Origin of the sequence: Agromyces albus (assembly GCF_004134825.1) — a bacterium.
Lineage (GTDB): Bacteria > Actinomycetota > Actinomycetes > Actinomycetales > Microbacteriaceae > Agromyces > Agromyces albus.
In genome coordinates, this window is the sequence record NZ_SDPN01000044.1 from 1 (window position 1) to 21,451 (window position 21,451).

Annotated in this window: 18 protein-coding genes; 8 read left to right on the top strand and 10 right to left on the bottom strand. The window is 69.1% G+C overall.

Annotated elements, in window-relative coordinates:
• The 3 genes from ESP51_RS17070 to msrA form a co-directional block, all read left to right on the top strand.
• A partial coding sequence (locus tag ESP51_RS17070; protein WP_206737345.1) for a thiaminase II/PqqC family protein occupies positions 1-1,135 on the top strand: 1,135 nt, incomplete at its 5' end.
• 73 nt (positions 1,136-1,208) lie between these two features.
• Positions 1,209-1,682: a peptide-methionine (R)-S-oxide reductase MsrB gene (gene msrB / locus ESP51_RS17075; protein WP_129522099.1), complete on the top strand. Its 474-nt coding sequence runs from the start codon at positions 1,209-1,211 to the stop codon at positions 1,680-1,682.
• Positions 1,679-2,200, top strand: a complete 522-nt coding sequence (msrA, locus tag ESP51_RS17080; protein ID WP_129522100.1) for a peptide-methionine (S)-S-oxide reductase MsrA — start codon at positions 1,679-1,681, stop codon at positions 2,198-2,200. Before msrB ends, msrA begins: the two co-directional genes overlap by 4 nt.
• A gap of 87 nt (positions 2,201-2,287) precedes the next feature.
• On the opposite strand, the gene ESP51_RS17085 is transcribed toward msrA, so the two are convergent.
• Complete coding sequence (locus ESP51_RS17085; protein WP_129522101.1) at positions 2,288-3,979, bottom strand: DUF885 family protein; 1,692 nt, start codon at positions 3,977-3,979, stop codon at positions 2,288-2,290.
• Between the two features lie 66 nt (positions 3,980-4,045).
• Between ESP51_RS17085 and ESP51_RS17090 the strand changes: the two genes are divergently transcribed.
• From ESP51_RS17090 to ESP51_RS17100, 3 genes are read left to right on the top strand one after another with little or no spacing between them, the layout of a single operon-like run.
• Positions 4,046-4,600 (top strand): GNAT family N-acetyltransferase, encoded by a 555-nt coding sequence (locus ESP51_RS17090; protein WP_164990575.1) that lies wholly within the window; start codon positions 4,046-4,048, stop codon positions 4,598-4,600.
• 37 nt (positions 4,601-4,637) lie between these two features.
• A complete protein-coding gene (locus ESP51_RS17095; protein WP_129522103.1) occupies positions 4,638-5,687 on the top strand; it encodes an SDR family oxidoreductase in 1,050 nt (349 codons plus the stop codon).
• 57 nt (positions 5,688-5,744) lie between these two features.
• Positions 5,745-6,425, top strand: coding sequence for a dienelactone hydrolase family protein (locus tag ESP51_RS17100; RefSeq protein ID WP_129522104.1), 681 nt, complete (start codon positions 5,745-5,747; stop codon positions 6,423-6,425).
• Positions 6,426-6,452: 27 nt separating this feature from the next.
• Here the strand turns inward: ESP51_RS17100 and ESP51_RS17105 are convergent, their stop codons facing one another.
• The 4 genes from ESP51_RS17105 to ESP51_RS17120 form a co-directional block, all read right to left on the bottom strand.
• The gene (locus tag ESP51_RS17105) at positions 6,453-8,456 is read right to left on the bottom strand and encodes a glycoside hydrolase family 127 protein (RefSeq protein WP_129522105.1); all 2,004 of its coding nucleotides are present in this window, start codon (positions 8,454-8,456) and stop codon (positions 6,453-6,455) included.
• A gap of 2 nt (positions 8,457-8,458) precedes the next feature.
• Positions 8,459-9,385, bottom strand: a complete 927-nt coding sequence (locus ESP51_RS17110; RefSeq protein ID WP_129522106.1) for a carbohydrate ABC transporter permease — start codon at positions 9,383-9,385, stop codon at positions 8,459-8,461.
• Positions 9,385-10,338, bottom strand: a complete 954-nt coding sequence (locus ESP51_RS17115; protein WP_129522107.1) for a carbohydrate ABC transporter permease — start codon at positions 10,336-10,338, stop codon at positions 9,385-9,387. Before ESP51_RS17115 ends, ESP51_RS17110 begins: the two co-directional genes overlap by 1 nt.
• Positions 10,339-10,411: 73 nt before the next feature.
• Entirely contained in the window at positions 10,412-11,704 is a 1,293-nt protein-coding gene (locus ESP51_RS17120) for an ABC transporter substrate-binding protein (RefSeq protein WP_129522108.1), read from the bottom strand.
• A gap of 177 nt (positions 11,705-11,881) precedes the next feature.
• On the opposite strand from ESP51_RS17120, the gene ESP51_RS17125 reads away from it, so the two are divergent.
• A complete protein-coding gene (locus ESP51_RS17125) occupies positions 11,882-12,910 on the top strand; it encodes a LacI family DNA-binding transcriptional regulator (RefSeq protein WP_129522109.1) in 1,029 nt (342 codons plus the stop codon).
• Between the two features lie 185 nt (positions 12,911-13,095).
• Complete coding sequence (locus ESP51_RS17130; protein ID WP_164990576.1) at positions 13,096-14,250, top strand: LamG domain-containing protein; 1,155 nt, start codon at positions 13,096-13,098, stop codon at positions 14,248-14,250.
• Between the two features lie 153 nt (positions 14,251-14,403).
• On the opposite strand, the gene ESP51_RS17135 is transcribed toward ESP51_RS17130, so the two are convergent.
• Genes ESP51_RS17135 through ESP51_RS17155 form a run of 5 tightly spaced genes read right to left on the bottom strand, consistent with a single transcriptional unit; the run spans position 14,404 to position 21,448 of the window.
• Positions 14,404-15,366, bottom strand: a complete 963-nt coding sequence (locus ESP51_RS17135; protein ID WP_129522111.1) for an aldo/keto reductase — start codon at positions 15,364-15,366, stop codon at positions 14,404-14,406.
• The gene (locus ESP51_RS17140; RefSeq protein WP_129522112.1) at positions 15,363-17,582 is read right to left on the bottom strand and encodes an alpha-galactosidase; all 2,220 of its coding nucleotides are present in this window, start codon (positions 17,580-17,582) and stop codon (positions 15,363-15,365) included. The genes ESP51_RS17135 and ESP51_RS17140 overlap by 4 nt, the downstream gene beginning before the upstream one ends.
• A 1-nt stretch (position 17,583) precedes the next feature.
• Positions 17,584-19,593: a beta-galactosidase gene (locus tag ESP51_RS17145; RefSeq protein ID WP_129522113.1), complete on the bottom strand. Its 2,010-nt coding sequence runs from the start codon at positions 19,591-19,593 to the stop codon at positions 17,584-17,586.
• Entirely contained in the window at positions 19,590-20,492 is a 903-nt protein-coding gene (locus tag ESP51_RS17150) for a carbohydrate ABC transporter permease (RefSeq protein ID WP_129522114.1), read from the bottom strand. The genes ESP51_RS17145 and ESP51_RS17150 overlap by 4 nt, the downstream gene beginning before the upstream one ends.
• Entirely contained in the window at positions 20,489-21,448 is a 960-nt protein-coding gene (locus ESP51_RS17155; RefSeq protein WP_241843233.1) for a carbohydrate ABC transporter permease, read from the bottom strand. The genes ESP51_RS17150 and ESP51_RS17155 overlap by 4 nt, the downstream gene beginning before the upstream one ends.
• Between the last annotated feature and the right edge of the window lie 3 nt (positions 21,449-21,451).

Below are 21,451 nucleotides of genomic sequence, written 5' to 3' on the forward strand. Positions count from 1 at the left end.
GCTCGGCGTGCTCGTGCTCGCGAAGGGCGGGCACCTCGGCGGAACGGCGGCACCCGACGCCCTCGTCGACGCGAGCGGCCGGGTCGACGAGACCCGCCGCAGCGGCGCCGGCGGCAGCGCGGCCGGTAAGAGCGCGCCCCGCATCATCGAGTTCCTCGGCGAGCGCATCGAGACGACGAACACGCACGGCACCGGTTGCTCGCTCTCCTCCGCGATCGCGACGCTGCGCGCCGACCTCGGCTCGTGGGAGGCCGCCGTCATCGAAGCACGCCGCTGGCTGCGCGAGTCGATCACGCACGGCGCATCGCTCGAGGTGGGCGAGGGGCACGGCCCGATCAGCCACTTCGCGGGACTCTGGGAGCGCGGCGGCCTCAGCACCGCCCCGTCACCCGAGGAGATCGAGTCTGACTGGTGGGCGGGCATCGCCGACGTGCGCGACGCGATCGACGAGCTCGGCTTCGTGCGCGGTCTCGCCGACGGGTCGCTCGATCGCGCCCCGTTCGTGCGCTACCTCGCGCAAGACGCGCGGTATCTGCGCGATTACTCGCGAGTGCTCGCGGTCGCCTCGAGCTCGGCGACGGATGCCGCAGAGCAGGCGTTCTGGGCGGCGAGCGCCCGCGGCGCGATCATCGGCGAGCTCGAATTGCACGCGAGCTGGCTCCCCGAGGGCGAGGCGTTCGCCGCCGAGCCGGATGCCGCGACCACGGGCTACCTCAACCACTTGCTCGCCACGGCGGCCAGGGGCGACTACCCCGTGCTCGCCGCGGCGCTGCTGCCGTGCTTCTGGATCTACGTCGACCTCGGCGAGCGGCTCGCGGCCGGCGCGTTCGGTCCGCAGGCGCTCGCGCCGGGGCATCCGTATGCCTCATGGCTCACGACCTACGCCGATCCCGCGTTCGCCGTCGCGACGTGTGAGGCGATCGGCATCGTGACGCGGCTCGCCGCCACAGCGGATGCACCGACGCGGCAGGCGATGTGGCGGGCGTTCCGCGCGTCGTCCGAGCATGAGCTCGCGTTCTTCGCCTCGCCGCTCGGCGAGCTCGACGCCCGCGACCCGGCACTGGCGCACACAGCGAACCCACAGCTGCGGGGCGGCATCCGCGGAACAGTGCACGAACCTGCCGTGTTCTCCTAGATGACGCCTGACACCACCTCAACCGGTGTCAGGCGTGGGCACCGCAGCCAGCGGCGCCGAGATGGAGGAAACCGTGTCACAGGACTACCGCAAGACTCCCGAGGCGATCGATCGCCTCACCCCGCTGCAGCGCAAGGTCACGCAGGATGATGCGACGGAGCCGGCGTTCCGAAACGAGTACTGGAACAACAAGGAGCCCGGCCTCTACGTCGACGTGGTGTCGGGGCAGCCGCTCTTCGCGTCGGTCGACAAGTACGACAGCCGCTCCGGCTGGCCGAGCTTCACGAAGCCGATCGAGGGCGACGCGGTCGTCGAGAAGGTCGACCGGTCGCTCTTCATGAAGCGCGTCGAGGTGCGTTCGGCTGCTGCCGACAGCCACCTCGGGCACGTGTTCGACGACGGGCCGGCCGACGCCGGCGGCCTGCGCTACTGCATCAACTCGGCCGCGCTGCGCTTCGTGCCGCTCGCCGAGCTCGAGGAGCAGGGCTACGGTCAGTACCGCGCACTGTTCGGCGACGCCGCGCAGTCACAGAAGGAGGACGCATGACGACCAACACCGAGACCGCCATCCTGGCCGGCGGATGCTTCTGGGGAATGCAGGACCTGATCCGCAAGCGCCCCGGGGTGATCTCGACCCGGGTCGGCTACACGGGCGGCGACGTGCCCAACGCCACCTACCGCAACCACGGAACCCACGCCGAGGCGATCGAGATCGTGTTCGACCCGTCGCAGGTGAGCTACCGCGACCTGCTCGAGTTCTTCTTCCAGATCCACGACCCGTCGACGCGCAACCGCCAGGGCAACGACATCGGCCTCAGCTACCGGTCGGCGATCTTCCCGACGACCGACGAGCAGGAGGCGATCGCCTACGACACGATCGCCGACGTGGACGAGTCGGGGCTCTGGCCGGGTCCGGCCGTGACCGAGGTCACGCCCGCCGGCCCGTTCTGGGAGGCCGAGCCCGAGCACCAGGACTACCTAGAGCGCTACCCCAACGGCTACACGTGCCACTTCGTGCGGCCCGGCTGGAAGCTCCCGCGCCGCGGTGAGGCGACCGTCGCGTAGCTCCGGCGACCGAATACCCGAACACCTGAACCGCCCCGGTGACCGCTCTGGTCGCCGGGGCGGTTCGTCGTCAGTCGTCGTCCTGGATCAGAGATGCTTCGCCGGCCCGGCAGGCCGAAGCGCATTGGTCCACGGCCCGGCCGCGTCGAGCGCGTCGACGTCGGCGCGGTCGCCGAGCAGCTCCCAGCGCTGCAGGGAGAGCGGCACGTTGCCGTTCAGCCACACCGAGTCGTGGAACTCGCGCAGCGAGAAGTCGGCGCCCCGCGCGATCATCGCGTCGGCGAGCAGACGCTGCACCTCCTGCTTGCCCACGTTGTACGACATCGCGAGGCCCGGGGTCGCGACGTACATCGCGGTCTCTTCAGTGGCGGTCTCGAGGTCCATCGGCACCGAGTCGACGAAGAAGCGCACCGCCTCGTCGAGGCTGAACACGCCCGTGGCGAGGTTGACGTCGACCACGACGCGCAACGCGCGCAGCCGCATGAAGTTGTACACGATCGTCTGCGAGTGCGGCGCGTCGTCGAAGAGCCCGGCGGTGAGCATTAACTCTTCGTTGTAGTGCGCGATGCCCTCGTTCGCCACCGAGTCGACGTACCGTCGGCGCAGCGGGTTCGGGTGCGCCCACGAGAGCGCGAGCTGCTGGCTGTGCGCTCCCTCGTGGATGATGCCGAGGCGAGGGTCGCGCACGTTTGCCGCCTCGAAATAGGGCAAGTCGGATGCCGGTGCTGCCACGTACGACACGGCATCCTCGCCGCGTCGCGCATCGTTCGTGAGGTCGTCGGTCACGCCGAGGAACGCGAGCGGCTCGAGGTAGGGCGGATACGCCGCGAACCGGTAGTGCCGCAGACCGGTCGGCTGGGTCAGGAGGCCGTGCTCCTCGTAGAAGTCCCGCACCTCCTGCTCTCGGGTCGACTCTTCGGCGACGAGCTCGGCGAGGTCGGCGGCGAGCTCGGCCGGCGGAAGGTCGCGGTACCGATTGCGCGTGACCGTCTCGGCCACGACGCTGCGCCGGTAGTCCTGCAGGGCGGCGCGCACGAGCTCTTCGGGCTCGGCCGCGACGAGCGCAATATGCCGCAGGTACCAGACGAACGCGTCACGGCCCACGACCGCATCGGGGCCGAGTCGATCGGCCGTGCGTACGAGCCAGTCGGCATAGCGGGTGAGGGCGACGCTCGCGGCGGGCTGCACATCGGCGAGCGCGCTCGCGGTCGCGTCATCCACGAACGGCGACAGTGCCTCGACCGACTCGGCGAGGCGCGGGCCGATGTCGTCGAGCTGCGCCGCCGCGACCCGGGCGAGGGTTGCGACGCCCGCCCGCTCGAGGTTCGCGATCGCCTGGTCGACGCCGGCGGGCATGGCGGCGAGCACCTGCACGAGCGCAGCCTTCCGCGCGCCCTCGACGGGTGCCGGCCGCAGCAGCAGGTCGAACCACGGCCCGAGGATCTGGCTCGTGAGGAAGACGGCGTCGCGCTCCCAGTTGCGCAGCACGTCGAGCTCCCAGTGCACTCGCGCAAGCGCGGAACCGAGCAGGCGATGGTCGACCTGCGCCGCGACCGGCGACGAGATCATCGCGGCCGAGGCATCCGCTGCTCGCCATCGCTCGGCGAACTGCGCGAGCTCGCCGCGCTGCACCTCGATCGCCGCGGGGTCGAATCGCGGCAACCACGCCGCCGGGCGCTCGATTCGCGGGATGTCGTCTCCCGAGCGGAACGAGTTCACCGCACGCCACGACCAGAAGTCGGCGCTGAGACGATCGAGGTCGGTTGCGTGCGACGTCATGACGGCCACGATAGACCCGGGCTCCGACAGAGCGCCCCAGAATCGGTCTGCTTTAGTATGGCGAGCATGGCGAAGATGGAAGACGCCCCTGCGGTGCAGGCGCTGATTCGGCCGGCGACTGAGAGCGACGTAGAGGTCATCCATCGATTCATCGTCGAGCTTGCTAAGGCCGAGGATTTCCCTGGTACGGTGACCGCGCGGCCCGAGGATGTCGCTGACGCGTTGTTCGCCGCAGATGCGGTGGCAGAGGCCGTGGTCGCTGTCGTGGATGGCGAGCCGGCTGGCTTCGCGTTGTTCTATCCGACCTACAGCACGGTGTTGGGTCGGCGGGGCATCCACCTGGAGGATCTGTACGTTTCCGAGAGGCATCGGGGCAGCGGTCTGGGGCGGGAGATTCTCGCGCACTTGGCGAACGTCGCCGTTCAGCGGGGCTGTGCGCGGCTTGAATGGTGGGTGCTTCGCACCAACGTGGCGGCGCTGCGATTCTACGCTCGCCTCCAGGCGAGAGACCTCGATGAGATCGAGATCCTTCGGCTTGATGGTCGACCACTTCTCGATCTCGCTTCGAGTGTCGCGGGAGAAGCGCTGACCCCGAGACGGGTTCACGAAGCATCATCCTGATCGCGCAACGATCGACCGCGGGAATGAGACCTCCTCGATGCGAGACGACGAACTGGTGCTCGTCACCGGCGGCACGGGCTTCGTCGGAGTGCACTGCGTCGTGCAGCTCCTCGATGCCGGCTACCGGGTGCGCACGACGTTGCGGTCGTCGAGCCGCGCCGATGAGGTGCGTGAGATGGTGCGGGTGGGCGGCGCCGATCCTGTGCACCTCGAGTTCGTCGAGGCCGACCTCCTGCACGACGACGGCTGGCACGCTGCCGCTGCGGGCGCGAGGTACGTGCTGCACGTGGCATCCCCGTTCCCGGTGCGCCAGCCGAAGAACGCGAACGAGCTCATCAGGCCCGCGCGCGAGGGAACGCTGCGCGTGCTGGGAGCGGCTCGCGATGCCGGTGTGCGACGGGTGGTGCTCACCTCGTCGTTCGCGGCGATCGGGTACGGGCGGCCCGACCCCGGCCGGCCCCGGCCCTACACGGAAGAGGACTGGACCGACCTGTCCGCCCCGCGCCTCCCGCCGTACACGAGGTCGAAGACCATCGCCGAGCGCGCAGCATGGGACTTCATCGGCCAGGTCGAGCGCGACCGCGGCGACCTCGAGCTCGCGGTCGTGAACCCCGTGCCGATCTTCGGGCCGGCGCTCGGGCGCGAACTCTCCACGTCGGTCGAGCTGTTGCTCGGCCTGCTGAACGGGCACGTGCCCGCCGTGCCGAACGGCTCGACCACCGGCGTCGACGTGCGCGACGTCGCCGACCTGCATGTACGGGCGATGACGCATCCGGATGCCGCGGGCGAACGGTTCCTCGCGATCTCGGGCGACCCCATCACCTTCCCAGATCTCGCGAAGCTGCTGCGCGAGCGGCTCGGCCCCGACGCGAAACGCGTGCCCACGCGGGTGCTCCCCGATTGGCTCGTCCGAGTGGGCGCCCTCGTCAGCACCGAGTTGCGAGCGGTCGCGCCGCAATTGCGCCGCAGGCAAGGCGCATCGAGCGCGAAGGCCGAGCGGATGCTCGGGTGGCGTCCGCGCCCGCTCGACGAGGCCGTCGTCGCCTCGGCCGAGAGCCTCGTGCGACTCGGGCTCGTCAGGCCCTGAACGGGGTATTGCGTCACGGGGGCGACGGAGGCAACCTGAGATCGGAGAGGTCGCATCATGGCCCGCAACGATTCGACCGGATCAGAAGCCCGAATCCCGGTTCGGATTCCGCACCGCGACATCGAACTCGATGGCGACCTCACTGTGCCCGCACATCCGCGCGGTCTCGTGGTCTTCGCGCACGGGAGCGGTAGCGGGCGTCACAGCCCGCGGAACCAGCACGTCGCGGCCGACCTCGTCGCGGCGGGGTTCGCCACGCTGCTCATGGACCTGCTCACCCAAGCCGAGGAAGCCGTCGATGTCGAGACGAGGGAGCATCGATTCGACATCCCCCTGCTCGCCGCTCGAGTGGTCTCGGCGATCGACTGGGCGCAGGGCGTTCCGGATGTCGCGGAGCTGCCGGTCATCGCATTCGGCGCGAGCACCGGCGCCGCCGCCGCGCTCGTCGCCGCGGCCAAGCGACCCGACCGGGTGGCGGGCGTCGTCTCGAGGGGCGGCAGGCCCGACCTCGCGGGCGACGCGCTCGCCGACGTGCGCGCCCCCGTGCTGCTCATCGTCGGCGGGAACGACCTCGTCGTGATCCAGCTCAACGAGGATGCCACGCACGAGCTGACCGCGCCGTTCGACATCCGGATCGTCCCAGGCGCAACGCACCTCTTCGAGGAGCCCGGCGCGCTCGATCAGGTGATCGACCTCGTACTCGAGGCGCTCGATCGGTGGCTGCCGGCTCACGCATGAGCGCCGCGCCCCAGCACGCACCCGCAACTACGCCGGCAGCCACACGCGCATCGTCGACGGTCCGCGCTGTGCCCACTCGTGATACGGCACAAGGGCGACTTCGTGCACGGATGCCTCAGCCGGCGCCGCGTCGACCTCGTCGCCGTACGGCCACGGCCCGATCTCGGGATGCCGCCCCCGCACGGCGACGAGCACGTGCCCGTCGGCCTCGCGCGGCGGAACGGTGGCGTCGAGCAGGATGTCCGCGACATCCGTCGCCGTGATGCCCGCCTCGGCCAGGTCGACCGACTCGAGCGCGAAAACCTCGGGGCCGCGTTCGACCACGAGGCATCCGCGCACCGCATCGATACGGGGGTCGGGCGAGGTGAACCGCGGCGCGACCGGGAGCTCGAGCTCGACGCGCTCGCCGGCCGCGAAGGCGCGCGTCACGCGGGCGTAGCCGGGCTCGAGCGACGCCGATGCCTCGGGCACCTCGGCCCCTGCCGCGTCGCGCACGACGAGCGACGCGCCCGCCGCCCATGCCGGAACCCGCAGTGAGAGGGTCCACGGCTCGGCGGCATCCGTCAGCACCTGTACTCCCACCGAGCCCTCGGCCGGGTACGCCGTCTCGACCTCGAGGGCGATCTCGGTGCCGCCGTCGAGTGTCGTGCGGATCGACGCGGGCGCGTACTGGTGCAGTTGCACGCCGCCGGCGTCGGCGGTCGCGACGTAGGCCGCCAGGCTCGCGAACGTGCGCGCCACGTTGGGCGGGCAGCACGACACCTCGAACCACGGCGCCCGCAGCGACGACGACGCGCGCGGCGACACCTCGTCGGCTGAAGCGTGCTCGGCCGGCCGGCGCTGGTGCAGCGTGTTGGCGTAGTAGAACGAGGTGCCCTCGGCCGACGGCGAGGTCGCCACGACGTTGAAGAGCGTGCGCTCGATGAGGTCGGCGTAACGCGACTCGCCCTCGGCGAGCAGCATCCGCCAGCTGAACATGATCGACGCGACGCCCGCGCACGTCTCGGAGTAGGCGCGATCGGAGGGGAGCTCGAAGTCGTCGCCGAATGCCTCGTCCTGGTGGTGCGAGCCCTGCCCGCCCGTCACGTAGGTGCGGCGCGCGACCGTGTTCGTCCACTGGCGCTCGAGCGCACCGAGCAGCTCGGTATCGCCGGTCTCGACGGCGAGGTCGACGGCGCCCGCGGCGAGGTAGTTGGCCCGCACGGCGTGACCGCGCAGCACGTCGGCCTCGCGCACGGGAAGGTCGTCCTGATAGTACGAGCGGCCGAACTCGATGTCGGGCAGCACGCCCGTGCCGTGACGCTCGACGAACAGCTGCGCCTGGCGCAGGTAGCGCTCGTCGCCGGTCACACGCGAGAGCTCGACGAGCCCCAACTCGATCTCGGCGTGGCCGCACATCGACTGGATGCCGTCGTCGCCGAACACCTCGCACACGAGATCCGCCGCGCGTCGGGCGATGTCGATGAGCCCATCGTCGGCGTCGGGGCGAGTGCGCACCCGGGCGACCGCGGCCTGGAACAAGTGGCCGAGGCAGTACAGCTCGTGGCCCCACTCGAGGTTCTTCCACCGCGGCTCCTGCCCCGGCCGGCCGAACCGCGTGTTCAGGTAACCGTCAGTCTCTTGCGCGGCGGCGACCCGGTCGACGACCGAGCGGAACTGCGCTTCGAGTTCGGCGATCGCGCCGGCGTCGGCTGCGTCATCCGCTGCACTGAGGCGCCCGATCTCCCATGCCACGGCCTCGAGGTACTTGTAGACCTCGGAGTCCGAGAACTCGCGGCCTCGCCGGCCCTCGGGAAGCGCTCCGGATGCCGCGAGGTCGAAGTTCGCGATCCACCCCTCGCGCTCGAGCCAGCCGGCGATGTGCGAAAGGGTCGCCGTGCCGTTGACACGCTGCCGCTCGCCCCAGAACCCGCCGCGAATCGTCACCTCGTCGAGTCCGAGCGGACGGAGGGCGGCGTGCGATGGCGCGACGGGCGCGATGGGTGCCGCGGCGGCGCGAGCGGGGGACGTGGTGTGAGTGGTGAAGGTCATGTTCATCCTTTGAAGGCGCCCGACATGAAGCCGCGCACGTAGTGACGTTGGAGGATCAGGAAGAGGAGGATGCACGGCAGCGCGAGCACGACGACGCCGGCTTCGGTGGCGCCGTAGTCGACGACCCCCTGCACCTGCACCCGGAGGTTCGCGACGGCGAGCGGCAGCGTCATCCGGTTCGTGTCGTTGATGAGGATGAGCGGTGCGAAGAAGTCGTTCCACGCGGCGAGGAACGCAAAGAGGCCCACGGTGATGAGGCCGGGCTTCACAGCCGGGATCAGCACCCGCCACAGCGCGCCGAAGGTGGAGCATCCGTCGACCATCGCGGCCTCGTCGAGCTCGCGCGGGATCGACTCGAACGAGATGCGCATCATGAAGGTCGAGAACGGCAGCTGGAACATCGTGAGCACGAGCGCGACGCCCACGAGCGAGTTCGAGAGGCCCACGATGTTGAGCAGCACGTAGAGCGGAATGAGCAGCGTCGCGTACGGCACCATGAGGATCGCGAGCGTCGCGAGGAACAGCACGTCTTTGCCGGGGAACCGGAACCGCGCGAACGCGTACCCGCCGAGCAGCGACACCGCGAGGGTGAGCACCACCGTGAGCAGCGAGACGAAGACCGAGTTGCCGAGGTAGACCCAGATGCCGGCTTGGTAGTTCGCGAGGGTCAGGTAGTTGCCGATGCCCCAGCCGTCGACCTGGTTGGTGCCCGCTCGCGGCGCCACCGACGAGATCGCCGTCCAGATCAGCGGATAGAGGAAGATCACGGCGAGCCCGCCGGTCAGGACCCAGCCGGGCGTGCGCAGGGCGATGCCCGCGAACGAGGTCGGCGAGTGCTTGCGGGCGACGCGATGGGCTCCGCGCTGGCCGCTGTTCGCGGCATCCGTCACGATCGACCGCGTCGAGTCGGGGGCGGTGTCGATGCTCATCAGTCCTCCACCTTGCGGCCGAATGCGCGGATCTGCGCGATGTTGATCACGACGAGGGCGAGCAGCACGATCACCGAGAGCGCCCCGGCGACACCGAGGTCGTTCGGGCCTTGGAACGCCACGCTGTAGATGAGCTGCACGACGGTGATCGTCGAGTTGTCGGGGCCGCCCTTCGTGAGGATGTAGAACTGCTCGAACGCGAGCAGCGACCCCGTGACGCACAGCACGGTCGTGAGCGCGAGCGTCGGCTTGAGGAGCGGAAGCGTCACGTCGCGGAAGGTCTGCCAGCGGGAGGCGCCGTCGATGCGGGCCGCCTCGTAGACGTCTTCGGGGATGCCCTGCAGGCCCACGAGCATGAGCAGCATGTAGAACCCGGCGTAGCGCCAGACGATGAGGAAGATCGTCGACCACAGCGCCCCGTCGGGCGTGCCGAGGAACGTGAAGCCCCACGACGTCATGAGGTCGGCGAACGGCCCCGCGATCGGCGAGTAGATCACGTAGAAGAGGAGCGAAGCGGATGCCAGGCCGAGGGCACTCGGGATGAGGAACGAGGTGCGCAGCAACCCCTTCCAGCGGCTCGATTCCTGCACGATCAGGGCGAGGCCGAGGCTCAGCGCGAGCAGGATGATCGTCGTGAGCACCGTGTACTTCAGCGTGAAGACGACGGAGTCCATGAAGAACCGGTTCGAGATCGCGTCGCTGTAATTCTCGGGGAAGTTCACGCCCTGGTTGCCGCTCAGCAGCGGCCAGTCGGAACCCGACATCTGCAGCACGAGCACGAGCGGCAGCACGAAGAGCAGCAGCACGAAGAGCGTGGTCGGCGTTGCGTAGAGCCAGCCGGCGAGCGCACCGTGGGTGCGGCGTCCGCGGCGGCCCCTGCGGCCGAGGCGGCGCGATTGCGGCCCGTCGGGCGGCGCGGCTGGGGATGCCGTGGTGTGGAGCGTGGCAGTCATGGGGTGGAGCCTTTCAGAGGGGCGGGTGGCCGGCACCCGGGGTCGAGCCGGGTGCCGGCCGGTCGTCGTCGAGCTACTGCGAGAGCACCGCGGTGATCTCGTCGTTGTCGGCGTCGACGGATGCCCCGTCACCGAGCACCGCGTTGCGCACGAGCGTGAGCCACGGGCTGTTCGGCGCGTTGAACGCCTGCTGGAAGTTGATCGCCACGGGGGTGTCGCCGGCTCCGGCGACCTCGTTGATCGTGACGAGGCGCGGGTCCTTCTCGGAGAACTCGTTGTTCGCGAGGTCGGCGCGGGAGACCACGTCGTTGTTCTTCGCGAGCACGCCGACCTGCGCGTCTTCCGACATCATCCAGTTCAGGAAGTTCCAAGCCTGCGCGGCCTTCTTCGAGTCCTTCGAGATGCCGAGGCCATCGCCACCGACGAAGGTCGATGCGCCGCCCTCAGGACCGGGGATGCCGGCCACACCGGCGTCGAACGGCGTCGACGAGAGCAGCGTCGCCGGGTAGAACATGAGTCCGACCTTGCCCTCGGTGAAGCCCGCGGTCCACGTGGGGCCGGCTTCGTCCTGCGAGGAGGGCAGCACTGCGCCGGAGTCCCAGAGGTCCTTCCAGATGGAGTACATCTCCTTGGCGGGGTCGCTCGCGAGCATCGACTCGGTGCCGTCGTCGGAGAGCACCTCTTCGCCGTCGGCCCACATGCTCGGGAACCACGTGAAGACGAGGCATCCGCCGCAGTTCAGGCCGGTCGCCGTGCCGTACGTGTCGGGCTTGTCGAGCGCCTGGATCGCCTTCGCGGCATCCGCGAACTCCTGCAGGTTGGCGGGGGCGACCTCGGGGTCGAGGCCGGCCTCGACGAAGAGCTCCTTGTTCCAGAACATCATCGAGAGGTCGAGCACGAACGGCAGCACGTGCGCCTTGCCGTCGAGAGTGCCGGCCGAGAGGTGGCCCGCGTTGATCTCGTCCTTGAAGTCCAGGCCGTCGATCTGGGAGGAGATGTCCTGGAAGAGGCCCTGCTCGACCCAGTTCGGCACGTAGACGATGTCGGCGGCGAAGAGGTCGGGCAGGCCGCCCGACCCTGCGGCTGCGCCGACCTTCGCGACGTAGTCGTCGTTCGGCACGACGGTGAGCTCCACCTGGTTCTCGTGGGAGTCGTTGTACGCCCCGACGAGGAGCTTCGCTTGCTTCTCGAGCGGAGCGCGAGTCCAGAGGGTCAAGGTCGAGCCGTCGTCGACGCCCTCGGCGCCGGCGTCGGTCAGGCTCGAGGCGGGCTCCTCGGCGCTGGCGCATGCGGCCAGCCCCACGAGCAGTGCGCCGGCGGCGAGCACACCGAGTGCTCGCGTCGTCCGGCGATTCATGCGTGTCATGTGGATCTCCTCTATCTCGTCGTTGAGCGGACTCAGTGAGTCCGGGTGCACTTGGCAGTCGAACGTCGGGTGTCGCTGTCGAAAGTTCCGAAATGCCTTTCGGCACGCTACTCTGGCGAAGTACGTGCCGTCAAGACAATCTTCCGGTAACGTTTCAGCCACGAGAGGGGGCCACGCATGGCACGAGCTGAACACCCCAGCGGTCGGGCGGCGACCCTCAGCGATGTCGCCCGCATTGCGGGCGTCTCGCTCGCCACGGCCTCGAAGGCGATCAACGGCCGTGACCAGGTGGCGCCCGCCACGCGCCGGCGGGTCATCGAGGCGGCCGAGCAGATCTCGTTCACGCCGAACGAGCTGGCTCGCAGTCTCATCGCGGGCCGCACTGGCACCGTCGGCCTCCTGACGAACGACCTCGAGGGCCGGTTCGTCATCCCCATCCTCATGGGCGCGGAAGACGCCTTCGGCGCCGGCCAGGTCAACGTCTTCCTCTGCGATGCGCGCGGCGATGCGATCCGTGAGCAGCACCAGCTGAAGGCGCTCCTCAATCGCCGCGTCGACGGCATCATCGTGGTCGGCCGGCAGACCGACCCGCGCCCCTCGCTCGGCCACGACCTCCCCGTGCCCGTCGTCTACGCCTATGCGCCGTCGGATGACCCGACCGACGTCTCGGTCACACCCGACAACGTCGCGGGCGGGCGGATGGCGCTCGAGCACCTGCTCGCGTGCGGGCGACGGCGCATCGCGCACATCAGCGGCGACCCGGCCTACGCGGCAGCACAGGATCGGGCCGTCGGCGTTCGCGAGGCCCTCGCCGACGCCGGCCTCGAGCTCGTGGGCGACGTCATGTTCGCCGACTGGTCGGAGCACTGGGGCCGCGACGCCTCGGCCATGCTCCTCGCGCAGCATCCCGACATCGACGGCATCGTGTGCGCCTCAGACCAGATCGCGCGCGGCGTGCTCGACACCCTCCGCGACCTCGGCCGGCGCGTGCCCGAAGACGTCGCGGTCATCGGCTACGACAACTGGGAGATCCTCGCCACGAACTCGCGGCCCGAGCTCACGAGCATCGACGCCAACCTGCAGCAGCTCGGCCGAGCCGCCGCGAGGCGCGTCTTCGAGGCGATCGACGGCATCGAGGGCGACGCCGGCACGCACGCGCTGCCCGTGCGGCTCGTGATCCGCGGATCGACGATTCCACGGCGCTGACGCGCTCGACATGCGCGTGCCGGCGCGACAACCCGGTTACGCACAGGATCGCAGCAGCAACGAGCGAGGGAATTGTCTGCGATCTGACTCGAACGACCCTTGCACTCGGTATTCTTCGGTATCGGGTCGGCCCGCGGCGCGATCGTGTTCTGGGGGACGAAATGATCCGTTGCGACACTCGTGTCATGAACACCTCGAGCAACACTCACTCCCGGCGGCCCTCGCCGCTTATCATGATCGCTCTCGTCGGGAGCATGGGTTTTCTGTCTGGATGCGGTTCCATTTCGCCGACACCCTCGACGGGGACTGACGAGTGGGTGCTGCTCGGTCCTGGTTCCGACTCGACGATCTCCGTCGAGGGTGGCGCCGAACTCATGGACGGCACACTTTCACTTGACGGACAGACTGGTTTCGCAAAGACCTCCGCGCCCGAGGGATTCCGCACGACCGAGAGCTTCACCGCATCCGCATGGGTCTCGGTGGCCGCAGACTTCGGGCCTTTTGCGACCGCCATCTCGCAGATCGGCGACGTCGCTGGCAGCTTCTACCTCGGCCTCGCCGATGGTGCATTCGCGTTCAGCATGAAGGACGCTGACACGAACGACGACGGACATACGTATCGCGCTGTTGGGGCTCCCGCGGGCGCATCGCAGGACCGATGGGTTCATCTCGCCGGCGTATACGACGCCCAGGCGTCCACCATGACCCTGTACGTCGACGGCGAGGAGGAGGCATCCGAGGCATTCGGCGACCCAATTCAGGTGGATGGCGATGTCGTGATAGGTGGAGCGCAGTCGCACGGGAACGCGAGCGACTTCTGGGGCGGAGCTGTGACTGCGGTTGAGCTGCGACCAACGGCGATGACGGCGGATGAGATCGGCGCGATCGTCGACGACACACGTCCCGAGGGTGCACCCCCCACCCGACCGGTTGATGCATCAACGTACGGCGAAGGTGTCCTGGACGGGACCTGGGACTCCGCGTTCACACCTGACGAGCTCGCACTGATCCAGGAGGACCTAGAAACCGAATCCGGAATGAGCCCACTCACCTCCACGCGACTCGGATTCTCTGGGCCCCGGTGGTGGCTGGGGTTCATGTTCGGCGATGAACTCTGGCTCCTGAACGGGGTGCCCGAAGGTGATGGCGGCGTCTTCACGATCGACGGCGACGTCCTGACGACGGACAACGGCCACGACGTCCTCACGTACACATGGTCACTCGACGGAAACCGCCTCGCACTCACTCTCGTCGGCTGCGATGGCCGACCGTGCGACGACATGGAGCGCCTCATGACAGAGCGCACGTTCACGCGGAGTGGAACCGACGCGACGTACTGAGGGCGGACTCTGGTCGGGGAGTCTGCAGCTCGCAATTCTGTCGCAAGCTCGAGGAGCTCGGCTCGTAGAGGGTCGAGTCCCGGTCAGTCATCGCGGTCGTTCTCGGTGCGGTCGCGGGAGCTCCGCACCATGCGGATCTCCCGCACGCCGTCGTCAGCCCTGCCACACCTCGAGCGGCGGACGCTCTGCAGCGAGCGCCGCCCACGTCTCCTCGGTGATGTGCACGTCGACGAGTTCGAGGGTGGCGTGCAGGCGCTCGACGTCGGAGATGCCCACGACGGTGGAGTGGATCCGCTCGTCGCGCATGCTGTACTGCAGCGCCGCCGCGGCCAGCGGGATGCCGGCCTCGCGGCAGATCTCGCGCATGCGATCCGCGCTTCGGATCACCTCGGGAGCCGCGGGTCCGTAGGCATAGGAGTGGGCGAACCGCGGGTCGTCGGTGAGGATGCCCGCTCCATACGGCGCCGCGTTCGTGATGCCCATGCCACGGCGGGCCGCCTCGTCGTAGAGCTGGTCGGCTGAGCGATCGAGCAGCGTCATCCGGTTGTGGTTGATGAGCGTGTCGAAGACGCCCGTCTCCACGAATTGCAGCATCAGGTCGGCCGGCCCGCCCGACACTCCGATGTTCTCGGCGAGACCCTGTCGCTTCATCTCCACGAGCGCTTCGACCGGCCCGCCCTCCTCGGTCGCCGCCTCGAAGGTGGTGTTCTCCGGGTCATGGATGAAGAGCACGGGAACCCGGTCGACGCCGAGTCGCTCGAGGGACTGCTCGAGGCTCCGCCACATCTGCTCGCCGCTGAAGTCACCGGTCGGCACGTCGCGGTCGACCTTCGTCTGGAGCACGATCGAGTCATCCCAGATCTCGTTCCGGAAGAGGTCGCCGATGAGCTGCTCGCTGACCCCGCCCCCGTAGATGTTCGACGTGTCGACGAAGTTGATCGGGCTCTCCGCCGTCGCCACCGCGAGGTCGGCAATGCGCCGCAGCGCGGTGGGCTCGTCTTCTCCCGCGCGAACCCAGCTCGAGGTGCCGAGACAGAGCGCAGACACACGGATGCCGGTGCTCCCGTACGCGCGAATCCACTCGTCGTCACCAGGTCGCGCCGGCTGCTTCGTCATGCGTCGACCCTACCGACCGCTCCGGCGATCGAATAGTGCCTGTCGGGGGCGGACGACACGAGCTGCGCCTCGAGCACGATCGCCTCCGCCGGAGCGAACAGTGGCACGCGCACCCCCACATCGGCCAGCACCGAACCGGGCAGGATCAGCTCACCGCGAGCCAGCCACGGCGGTGGGGTCACATCGAGTCCCCGCGGCACGGGAAGGCCAACGACCGGCGACACGCGATACCGCGCCGAACGATCGAGGCCCGGCAGGCGCAGCGGCGGCGGCAGCGCATGCGGCCCGGTCTCGGTGCGGGCGAGACGGTACAGCGCGTGCGAACGATCCTGCGCGATCACCGCGGTCACGGTGGCGCCGGAATCGGCGTACTCGGGATGGATCAGCCGGCCTGAATGCAGGAGACCACGCACTCGCTTGTACACCGTGATCCAGGAGGAGAGGAGCACGAGCTCCTCGGGCGAGCACTCGGTGATGTCCCATTCGATGCCCGCCGACCCGAACAGCGCAGTGGACATCCGGATGCCGAGATCGGTGACCCGCCCGGTGGTGTGCGCTCGCGCGGGGCCGATGTGACTGCCGATCAGCTCCAAGGGCAGTAGGAGCTCGGTCCACCGCTGGATCGCGAGCCGCTCGATCGGATCATTGGTGTCGGACGCCCACACGCGGTCGGTGCGTTCGAGGATTCCCAGGTCGACTCGGGCGCCGCCCGAGGCGCAGGACTCGATCTCGAGGTGGGGATGACGCGCACGGATCTCGTCGATGACCGCGTAGACGGCGCGAGTGTGCGCGTCGACGCCCGCGCGACCGGCATGCATCGCCTCCATGAGGTCCCGGTTCTGGTCCCATTTCACGTAGTCGATCCCGTACTCGCCTACGATGGCGGAGATCCGCTCGACGAGGTGGTCCGCAACCTCGGGATTCGCAACGTCGAGCACCTGCTGGTGGCGCCAGGTTCGCGCCGCGTGCGCGGGCGGCGCAAGGAGCCAGTCGGGATGCCGCCGCATCACGTCGGAGTCCTCGTTCACCATCTCGGGCTCGAACCAGAGCCCGAACTCCATGCCTCGCTCGCGAACGGCGTCGACGAGGGGATGCAAGCCTTGTGGCCAGACCTCGCGATCGACCGTCCAGTCGCCGAGGCCCGCCCGGTCGGTGCGGCGACCGGAGAACCAGCCGTCGTCGAGGACGAATCGCTCGACGCCGATCGCGGCGGCGGTCTGGGCGAGTCGTTCGAGCTTCGCGAGGTCGTGGTCGAAGTACACGGCCTCCCACGTATTCAAGACGACCGGTTGCGGTCGGTTCGGATGCCAGGGGCGGGCGCGCAGCGACCGGTGCAGCCGGTCGCCCAGCCCGTCGAGGCCCGAGTCGCTCCACACGAAGACGGCATCGGGTGTCGAGAAGCTCTCCCCAGCGGCGAGGACGACCTCGCCTGCGCGGAGTAACTCGCCCGCGCCGAGCATGCCCTGCGCCTCGGGGAGCGAATCGACGCGATAGACGGCGTCGGCACTCCACGCGAGGTGGACCGCCCAGAGTTCGCCTCCGGATGCGTCGAATCCCGGAGTTCCCGCGACGAGCAGCGTCGGCGCGTCGTGGCCCGTTCGACCCCTGCGAGTCTCCCGCACCTGGCTGCCCTGCACGAGTGCGCGCCGTTGCGGAGTCCGCTCCCGCGTCCAGCGGCCGCCGAAATCGAGCAGCTCCGTCGCTGACGAGCCGAACGGCATCGTCGCCTCGAGGGCGGCGAGCTCGACGAGCGCATCGCCCGAGTTGGTGACGGTGTGGCGCACCCTGAGCACGCCCTCCGCGTCGAGCCGGAGCTCACTCGTCACGGTGAGACCCGCGTCGACTGCGTCGACGACGAGCGTCGTGGCATCCGAGGTCGCGTCGATCACGTGCCATCGCGGGAGGATCGGCACGCCGGCGATGTGACCGGCGATGCCCGGTCGCCCCTCCCACCCGTCGGGCTCGCCGGGCAGGATCGTGAGCGGCCAGGGGGCATCCGTCGCGCTCGACGACACCTGCCGCTCTAGCCCGGCGATGAGCTCGCCGGCATCCCCTGAGGTCAGGTCGCCGAGGTCGCGGCCCCAGTGCAGGATCTCGGGGAGCCCGCCGGCGGCGAAGGACGCCACGACGCTCACTCCTCCCGCCCGCAGCACGTGCAGCTGCGACGGCTCATCACGGATGGCGTCTTCATCGGTGCGTTCGCCCGTGATGGTCATGTCAGCGCACCTCTCGAACGATACGAACGAGCCCGGAAGGCACCGTGACCCTCGGCCCCACGGCCGCACCCGTGAGCAGCTCGACTCCCGACGAGACGACCTCCACGTCGTCATCCGTGTGGTTGACGAGGAACAGCCAGCTCGCGTCCTCGCCTTGGCGCCGCACCGCCTCGACGCCCGTCGGCACGTCGGCCGCTGGCTCGAGCGAGAGCTCTTCGACCAGGCGAGCGGTCAAGAGCGCCGCTCCGTCTTCGTCGAGCAGCGTCGACACGTACCAGGCAGCCCCGTCGCCGATCGCACGGCGTGTGATCGCGGGCTCTCCTGAGAGCGGCCCTGACCCATAACGTGCGATGACGGATGCCTCGGGCGAGCGCACCGACTCGCTCCACATCGAGACCGTCGCGCCGCCGTCGAGCACGAGCGTCTCATCGGCCAGGAGCGGGAAGAACTCGTCGCTCGAGGCGCCGAGCAACTCGCGGAACGCGCCGGGGTAGCCGCCGAGCCGCACGCGGTTCGACTCGTCGACGATGCCCGAGAGGTAGCCGACGAGCACGGTGCCGCCCCGCTCGGCGACGGCCGCGATGCGCGCCGCGTGCTCATCCGATACGAGGTAGAGGTTCGGCACGATGACGAGGTCGTAGCCGTCCAGCTCCTTCCACGGCGGGATGACGTCGACGAGCACCGAGCGGTTCCAGAATGCCCGGTGCCACAACCTCGGCTGGTCGGCGTACGTGAGGTGGTTGCTCGGCTTCATGCCGCGCGAGAACGCCCACGCAGCCTCATCCTCGAAGAGCACGGCCACGCGGGCGGGTTCGACGCGACTGCCCTGGATCTCCTCGAGCGCGCGCAGTGCTGCGCCGAGCTCGACGACCTCACGCCACACCTTGGAGTCGGTGCCGGCGTGCGGCACCATGCCGGAGTGGAACTGCTCGGCACCGGCATCCGATGCACGCCACTGGAAGAACAGCGCGCCGTCCGAACCGCGGGCGACGTGCGTGAGCGAGTTGCGCGCCATCTCGCCTGGGGACTTCGCCCGGTTGCGCGGCTGCCAGACCACGCCGCTCGTCGAATGCTCCATGAGCAGCCACGGCTCGCGCTCCCGGGTGACCCCGCGCATCCGGTCGGCGGCGAACGCGAGCTCCTCCTCCCGGAACGGGTCGGCGCCGATCGTGTAGTGGTCGTTCGCGACGACCGCGACGTGCTCGGCCCACCGGGGATAGTCGACGACGTCGGGTCCGCGGTTCACCATGAAGTTCGTCGTGACCGGCACATCGGAGTACTGCTCGATCGCAGCCTTCTCGGCTTGGTAGTGCGCGAGCAGCTCGTCGGACGAGAACCGCTGGAAGTCGAGCTCGAGCCCGGGGTTGTATGCTCCGCCGCTACCGCGCGGCGGCAGCACCTGCTCGAAGGAGCTGTACAGGTGCCCCCAGAACGGCGTGCCCCACGCCTCGTTCAGGCGATCGGTCGTCTCGTAGCGCGCCTCGAGCCAGTGCCGGAACGCCTGCGCCGACACGTCGCAATAGCAGCGCCCGTTGCCGCCGCCCAGTTCGTTGCTGACGTGCCAGAGCCGCACGGCCGGATGCGCGCCGTACCGCTCGGCGAGCGCCGTCGCGATCCGCAGGGCGTACTCGCGGAACACCGGCGAGCTCGGGCACCAGCCGAGCCGTGCGCCGGGCCACTGCTGGCGCAGGTCGGCGTCGACGGGCAGGATCTCCGGATGCTTCGCCAAGAGCCACTGCGGCGGTGCAGCGGTGGGCGTCGCGAGGTCGACGGCGACGCCGTGCTCCGCGAGGAGCGCGATGATCTCGTCGAGCCACTCCCATTCGTACCGACCGGACTCGGGTTCCATGGCCGCCCATGCGAAGATCCCGAGGCTGACGATATTCACGCCGGCCTCCCGCATGAGCCGGACGTCGTCCTGCCACACCTCGCGCGGCCACTGCTCCGGGTTGTAGTCGCCGCCGTACGAGAGTCCTCGGGTGGGCCAGGCGAACGTGGAGGATGACGTCATCCTTTGAGACCTCCGGAGATCAGATCAAGGCGCCAGTAGCGCTGCAGGAAGAGCACGAGCGCGACGAGGGGGATGATCGAGACCGCGGCTCCGGCGATCGCGAGCGAGTACAGCGCGGGCGAACCCGAGCCCTTCGCGAGCAGCGTGTAGAGGCCCACGGTGAGCGGGTAGTTGTCCTGGTCGGAGAGCATGATGTACGGCAGCAGGAAGTTGTTCCAGATGCCGATGAACTGCAGCAGGAACACCGTCACCATGCCCGGCAGGAGGAGCGGCACGGCGATCGACTGGAAGATACGCCACTCGCTCGCGCCATCGATGCGCGCCGCCTCGATCGTCTCCTGCGGGACGGCCGACAACGCGTACACCCGGGAGAGGTAGATCCCAAACGGGCTGATGATGCACGGGAGCAGCACCGAGAGCGGAGTGCCGGCCAACCCGATCTGCGACAGCAACAGGTACTGCGGCACGGCGAGCGTGATGCCCGGGATGAGCACGCCGGCGAGGATCGAGTAGAAGATGAGGCTGCGACCCCGGAACTCGTACTTCGCGAGCGCGTACCCCGCCATCGCCGACACGAACGTCGACAGCAGCGCCCCGAGCCCCGCGTAGAACAGCGAGTTCGCCGCCCACAGCCCGAACTGCCCGTTGCCGTAGGCGAAGAGGGCGCCGAGGTTCTCGAAGAGCCCGCTTCCCGGCGCGAACGTGAAGGTCGTGAACAGCTCCTCGCGGGACTTCGTCGTGGCAACGAAGACCCACGCGACGGGGATCAGGCAGTAGACCGCGCCGATCAGGAGCACGAGGGTCGGCACGAGGCGCGACCAGAGCGGCGTCTTGACGGCGCCGGTGCGTGGAGCGCGCACCGATTGCGGCGGCGCCGGACGGGTCGCGGTGGCGGTCATTTCACGGCCTCCATGGTCTTGCGGTTCGCGAGGCGCAGCACGATGACCGAGACGAGCACGGTGCCGAGCGCGAGTATGGTCGACGAGGCCGCGGCCGCCGGCAGGTTGTCGGTGATGAAGGCGTCACGGTAGATCGTCATGAGCGGCGCCCACGATTGCGAGATCGCGCTCGTCATCGGTTTCAGCGTCATCGGCTCGCCGTAGAGCTGGAGGGTGCCGATGAGCGAGAACACGGTCGTCAGGATGACGGCGGGCATCACGAGCGGCACTTTCACGCGCAGAGCGATCTGGATCTCGTTCGCGCCGTCGAGTCGTGCGGATTCGTACAGCTCGGCCGGGATGCCGCGCAGCGACGTGAAGATGATGATCATGTTGAAGCCGACTCCGCCCCAGATCGCGATGTTCGCGAGCGAGCCGAAGAGCCCGGGATTCTCGAGGAACGGGATTCCCCCGAGGCCCATGGACTCGGTGATGTAGGAGAACGGGCTCGTGCTCGGCAGGTACATGAATCCCCACAACAGCGCGGCCACGACTCCGGGAACGGCGTAGGGCACGAAGATCGCCGTGCGCGAGAAGCGCTTGGCTCGTACGGCCGGCACGTCGAGCAACAGGGCGAAGAGCAGCGACAGGCCGAGCGTCAACGGCACGGCGATGATCCCGTAGATCGCGAGACGGCCGAAGCTCGCGATGAGTTCGGGGTCACTCAGCACGGAGAAGTAGTTCTCGAGGCCGACGAACACGTCGACCCGTCGGCCGAGCATGCCGCCGCCCTCGAGTCGATAGGCGCGAAGACTCAGCCAGATCGCGTACCCGACCGGAATGAGCATGAAGACGATGTACAGCACGATGGCGGGCGCCGCGAAGAGATACGGCGCCAGCCGCGGACGGGATCGACGCTGCCGGACCATGACGGCGGTGGCCGTCGTCGATCCCGTACGCGAGTTGGTGGTGGTCATCCG

Coding starts and splice junctions, on each gene's coding strand:
- msrA (WP_129522100.1), top strand. CDS start 1,679: ATGACGACCAACACCGAGACCGCCATCCTGGCCGGCGGATGCTTCTGG.
- ESP51_RS17085 (WP_129522101.1), bottom strand. CDS start 3,979: ATGACGTCGCACGCAACCGACCTCGATCGTCTCAGCGCCGACTTCTGG.
- ESP51_RS17090 (WP_164990575.1), top strand. CDS start 4,046: ATGGCGAAGATGGAAGACGCCCCTGCGGTGCAGGCGCTGATTCGGCCG.
- ESP51_RS17095 (WP_129522103.1), top strand. CDS start 4,638: ATGCGAGACGACGAACTGGTGCTCGTCACCGGCGGCACGGGCTTCGTC.
- ESP51_RS17100 (WP_129522104.1), top strand. CDS start 5,745: ATGGCCCGCAACGATTCGACCGGATCAGAAGCCCGAATCCCGGTTCGG.
- ESP51_RS17105 (WP_129522105.1), bottom strand. CDS start 8,456: ATGACCTTCACCACTCACACCACGTCCCCCGCTCGCGCCGCCGCGGCA.
- ESP51_RS17110 (WP_129522106.1), bottom strand. CDS start 9,385: ATGAGCATCGACACCGCCCCCGACTCGACGCGGTCGATCGTGACGGAT.
- ESP51_RS17115 (WP_129522107.1), bottom strand. CDS start 10,338: ATGACTGCCACGCTCCACACCACGGCATCCCCAGCCGCGCCGCCCGAC.
- ESP51_RS17120 (WP_129522108.1), bottom strand. CDS start 11,704: ATGACACGCATGAATCGCCGGACGACGCGAGCACTCGGTGTGCTCGCC.
- ESP51_RS17125 (WP_129522109.1), top strand. CDS start 11,882: ATGGCACGAGCTGAACACCCCAGCGGTCGGGCGGCGACCCTCAGCGAT.
- ESP51_RS17130 (WP_164990576.1), top strand. CDS start 13,096: ATGAACACCTCGAGCAACACTCACTCCCGGCGGCCCTCGCCGCTTATC.
- ESP51_RS17135 (WP_129522111.1), bottom strand. CDS start 15,366: ATGACGAAGCAGCCGGCGCGACCTGGTGACGACGAGTGGATTCGCGCG.
- ESP51_RS17140 (WP_129522112.1), bottom strand. CDS start 17,582: ATGACCATCACGGGCGAACGCACCGATGAAGACGCCATCCGTGATGAG.
- ESP51_RS17145 (WP_129522113.1), bottom strand. CDS start 19,593: ATGACGTCATCCTCCACGTTCGCCTGGCCCACCCGAGGACTCTCGTAC.
- ESP51_RS17150 (WP_129522114.1), bottom strand. CDS start 20,492: ATGACCGCCACCGCGACCCGTCCGGCGCCGCCGCAATCGGTGCGCGCT.
- ESP51_RS17155 (WP_241843233.1), bottom strand. CDS start 21,448: ATGACCACCACCAACTCGCGTACGGGATCGACGACGGCCACCGCCGTC.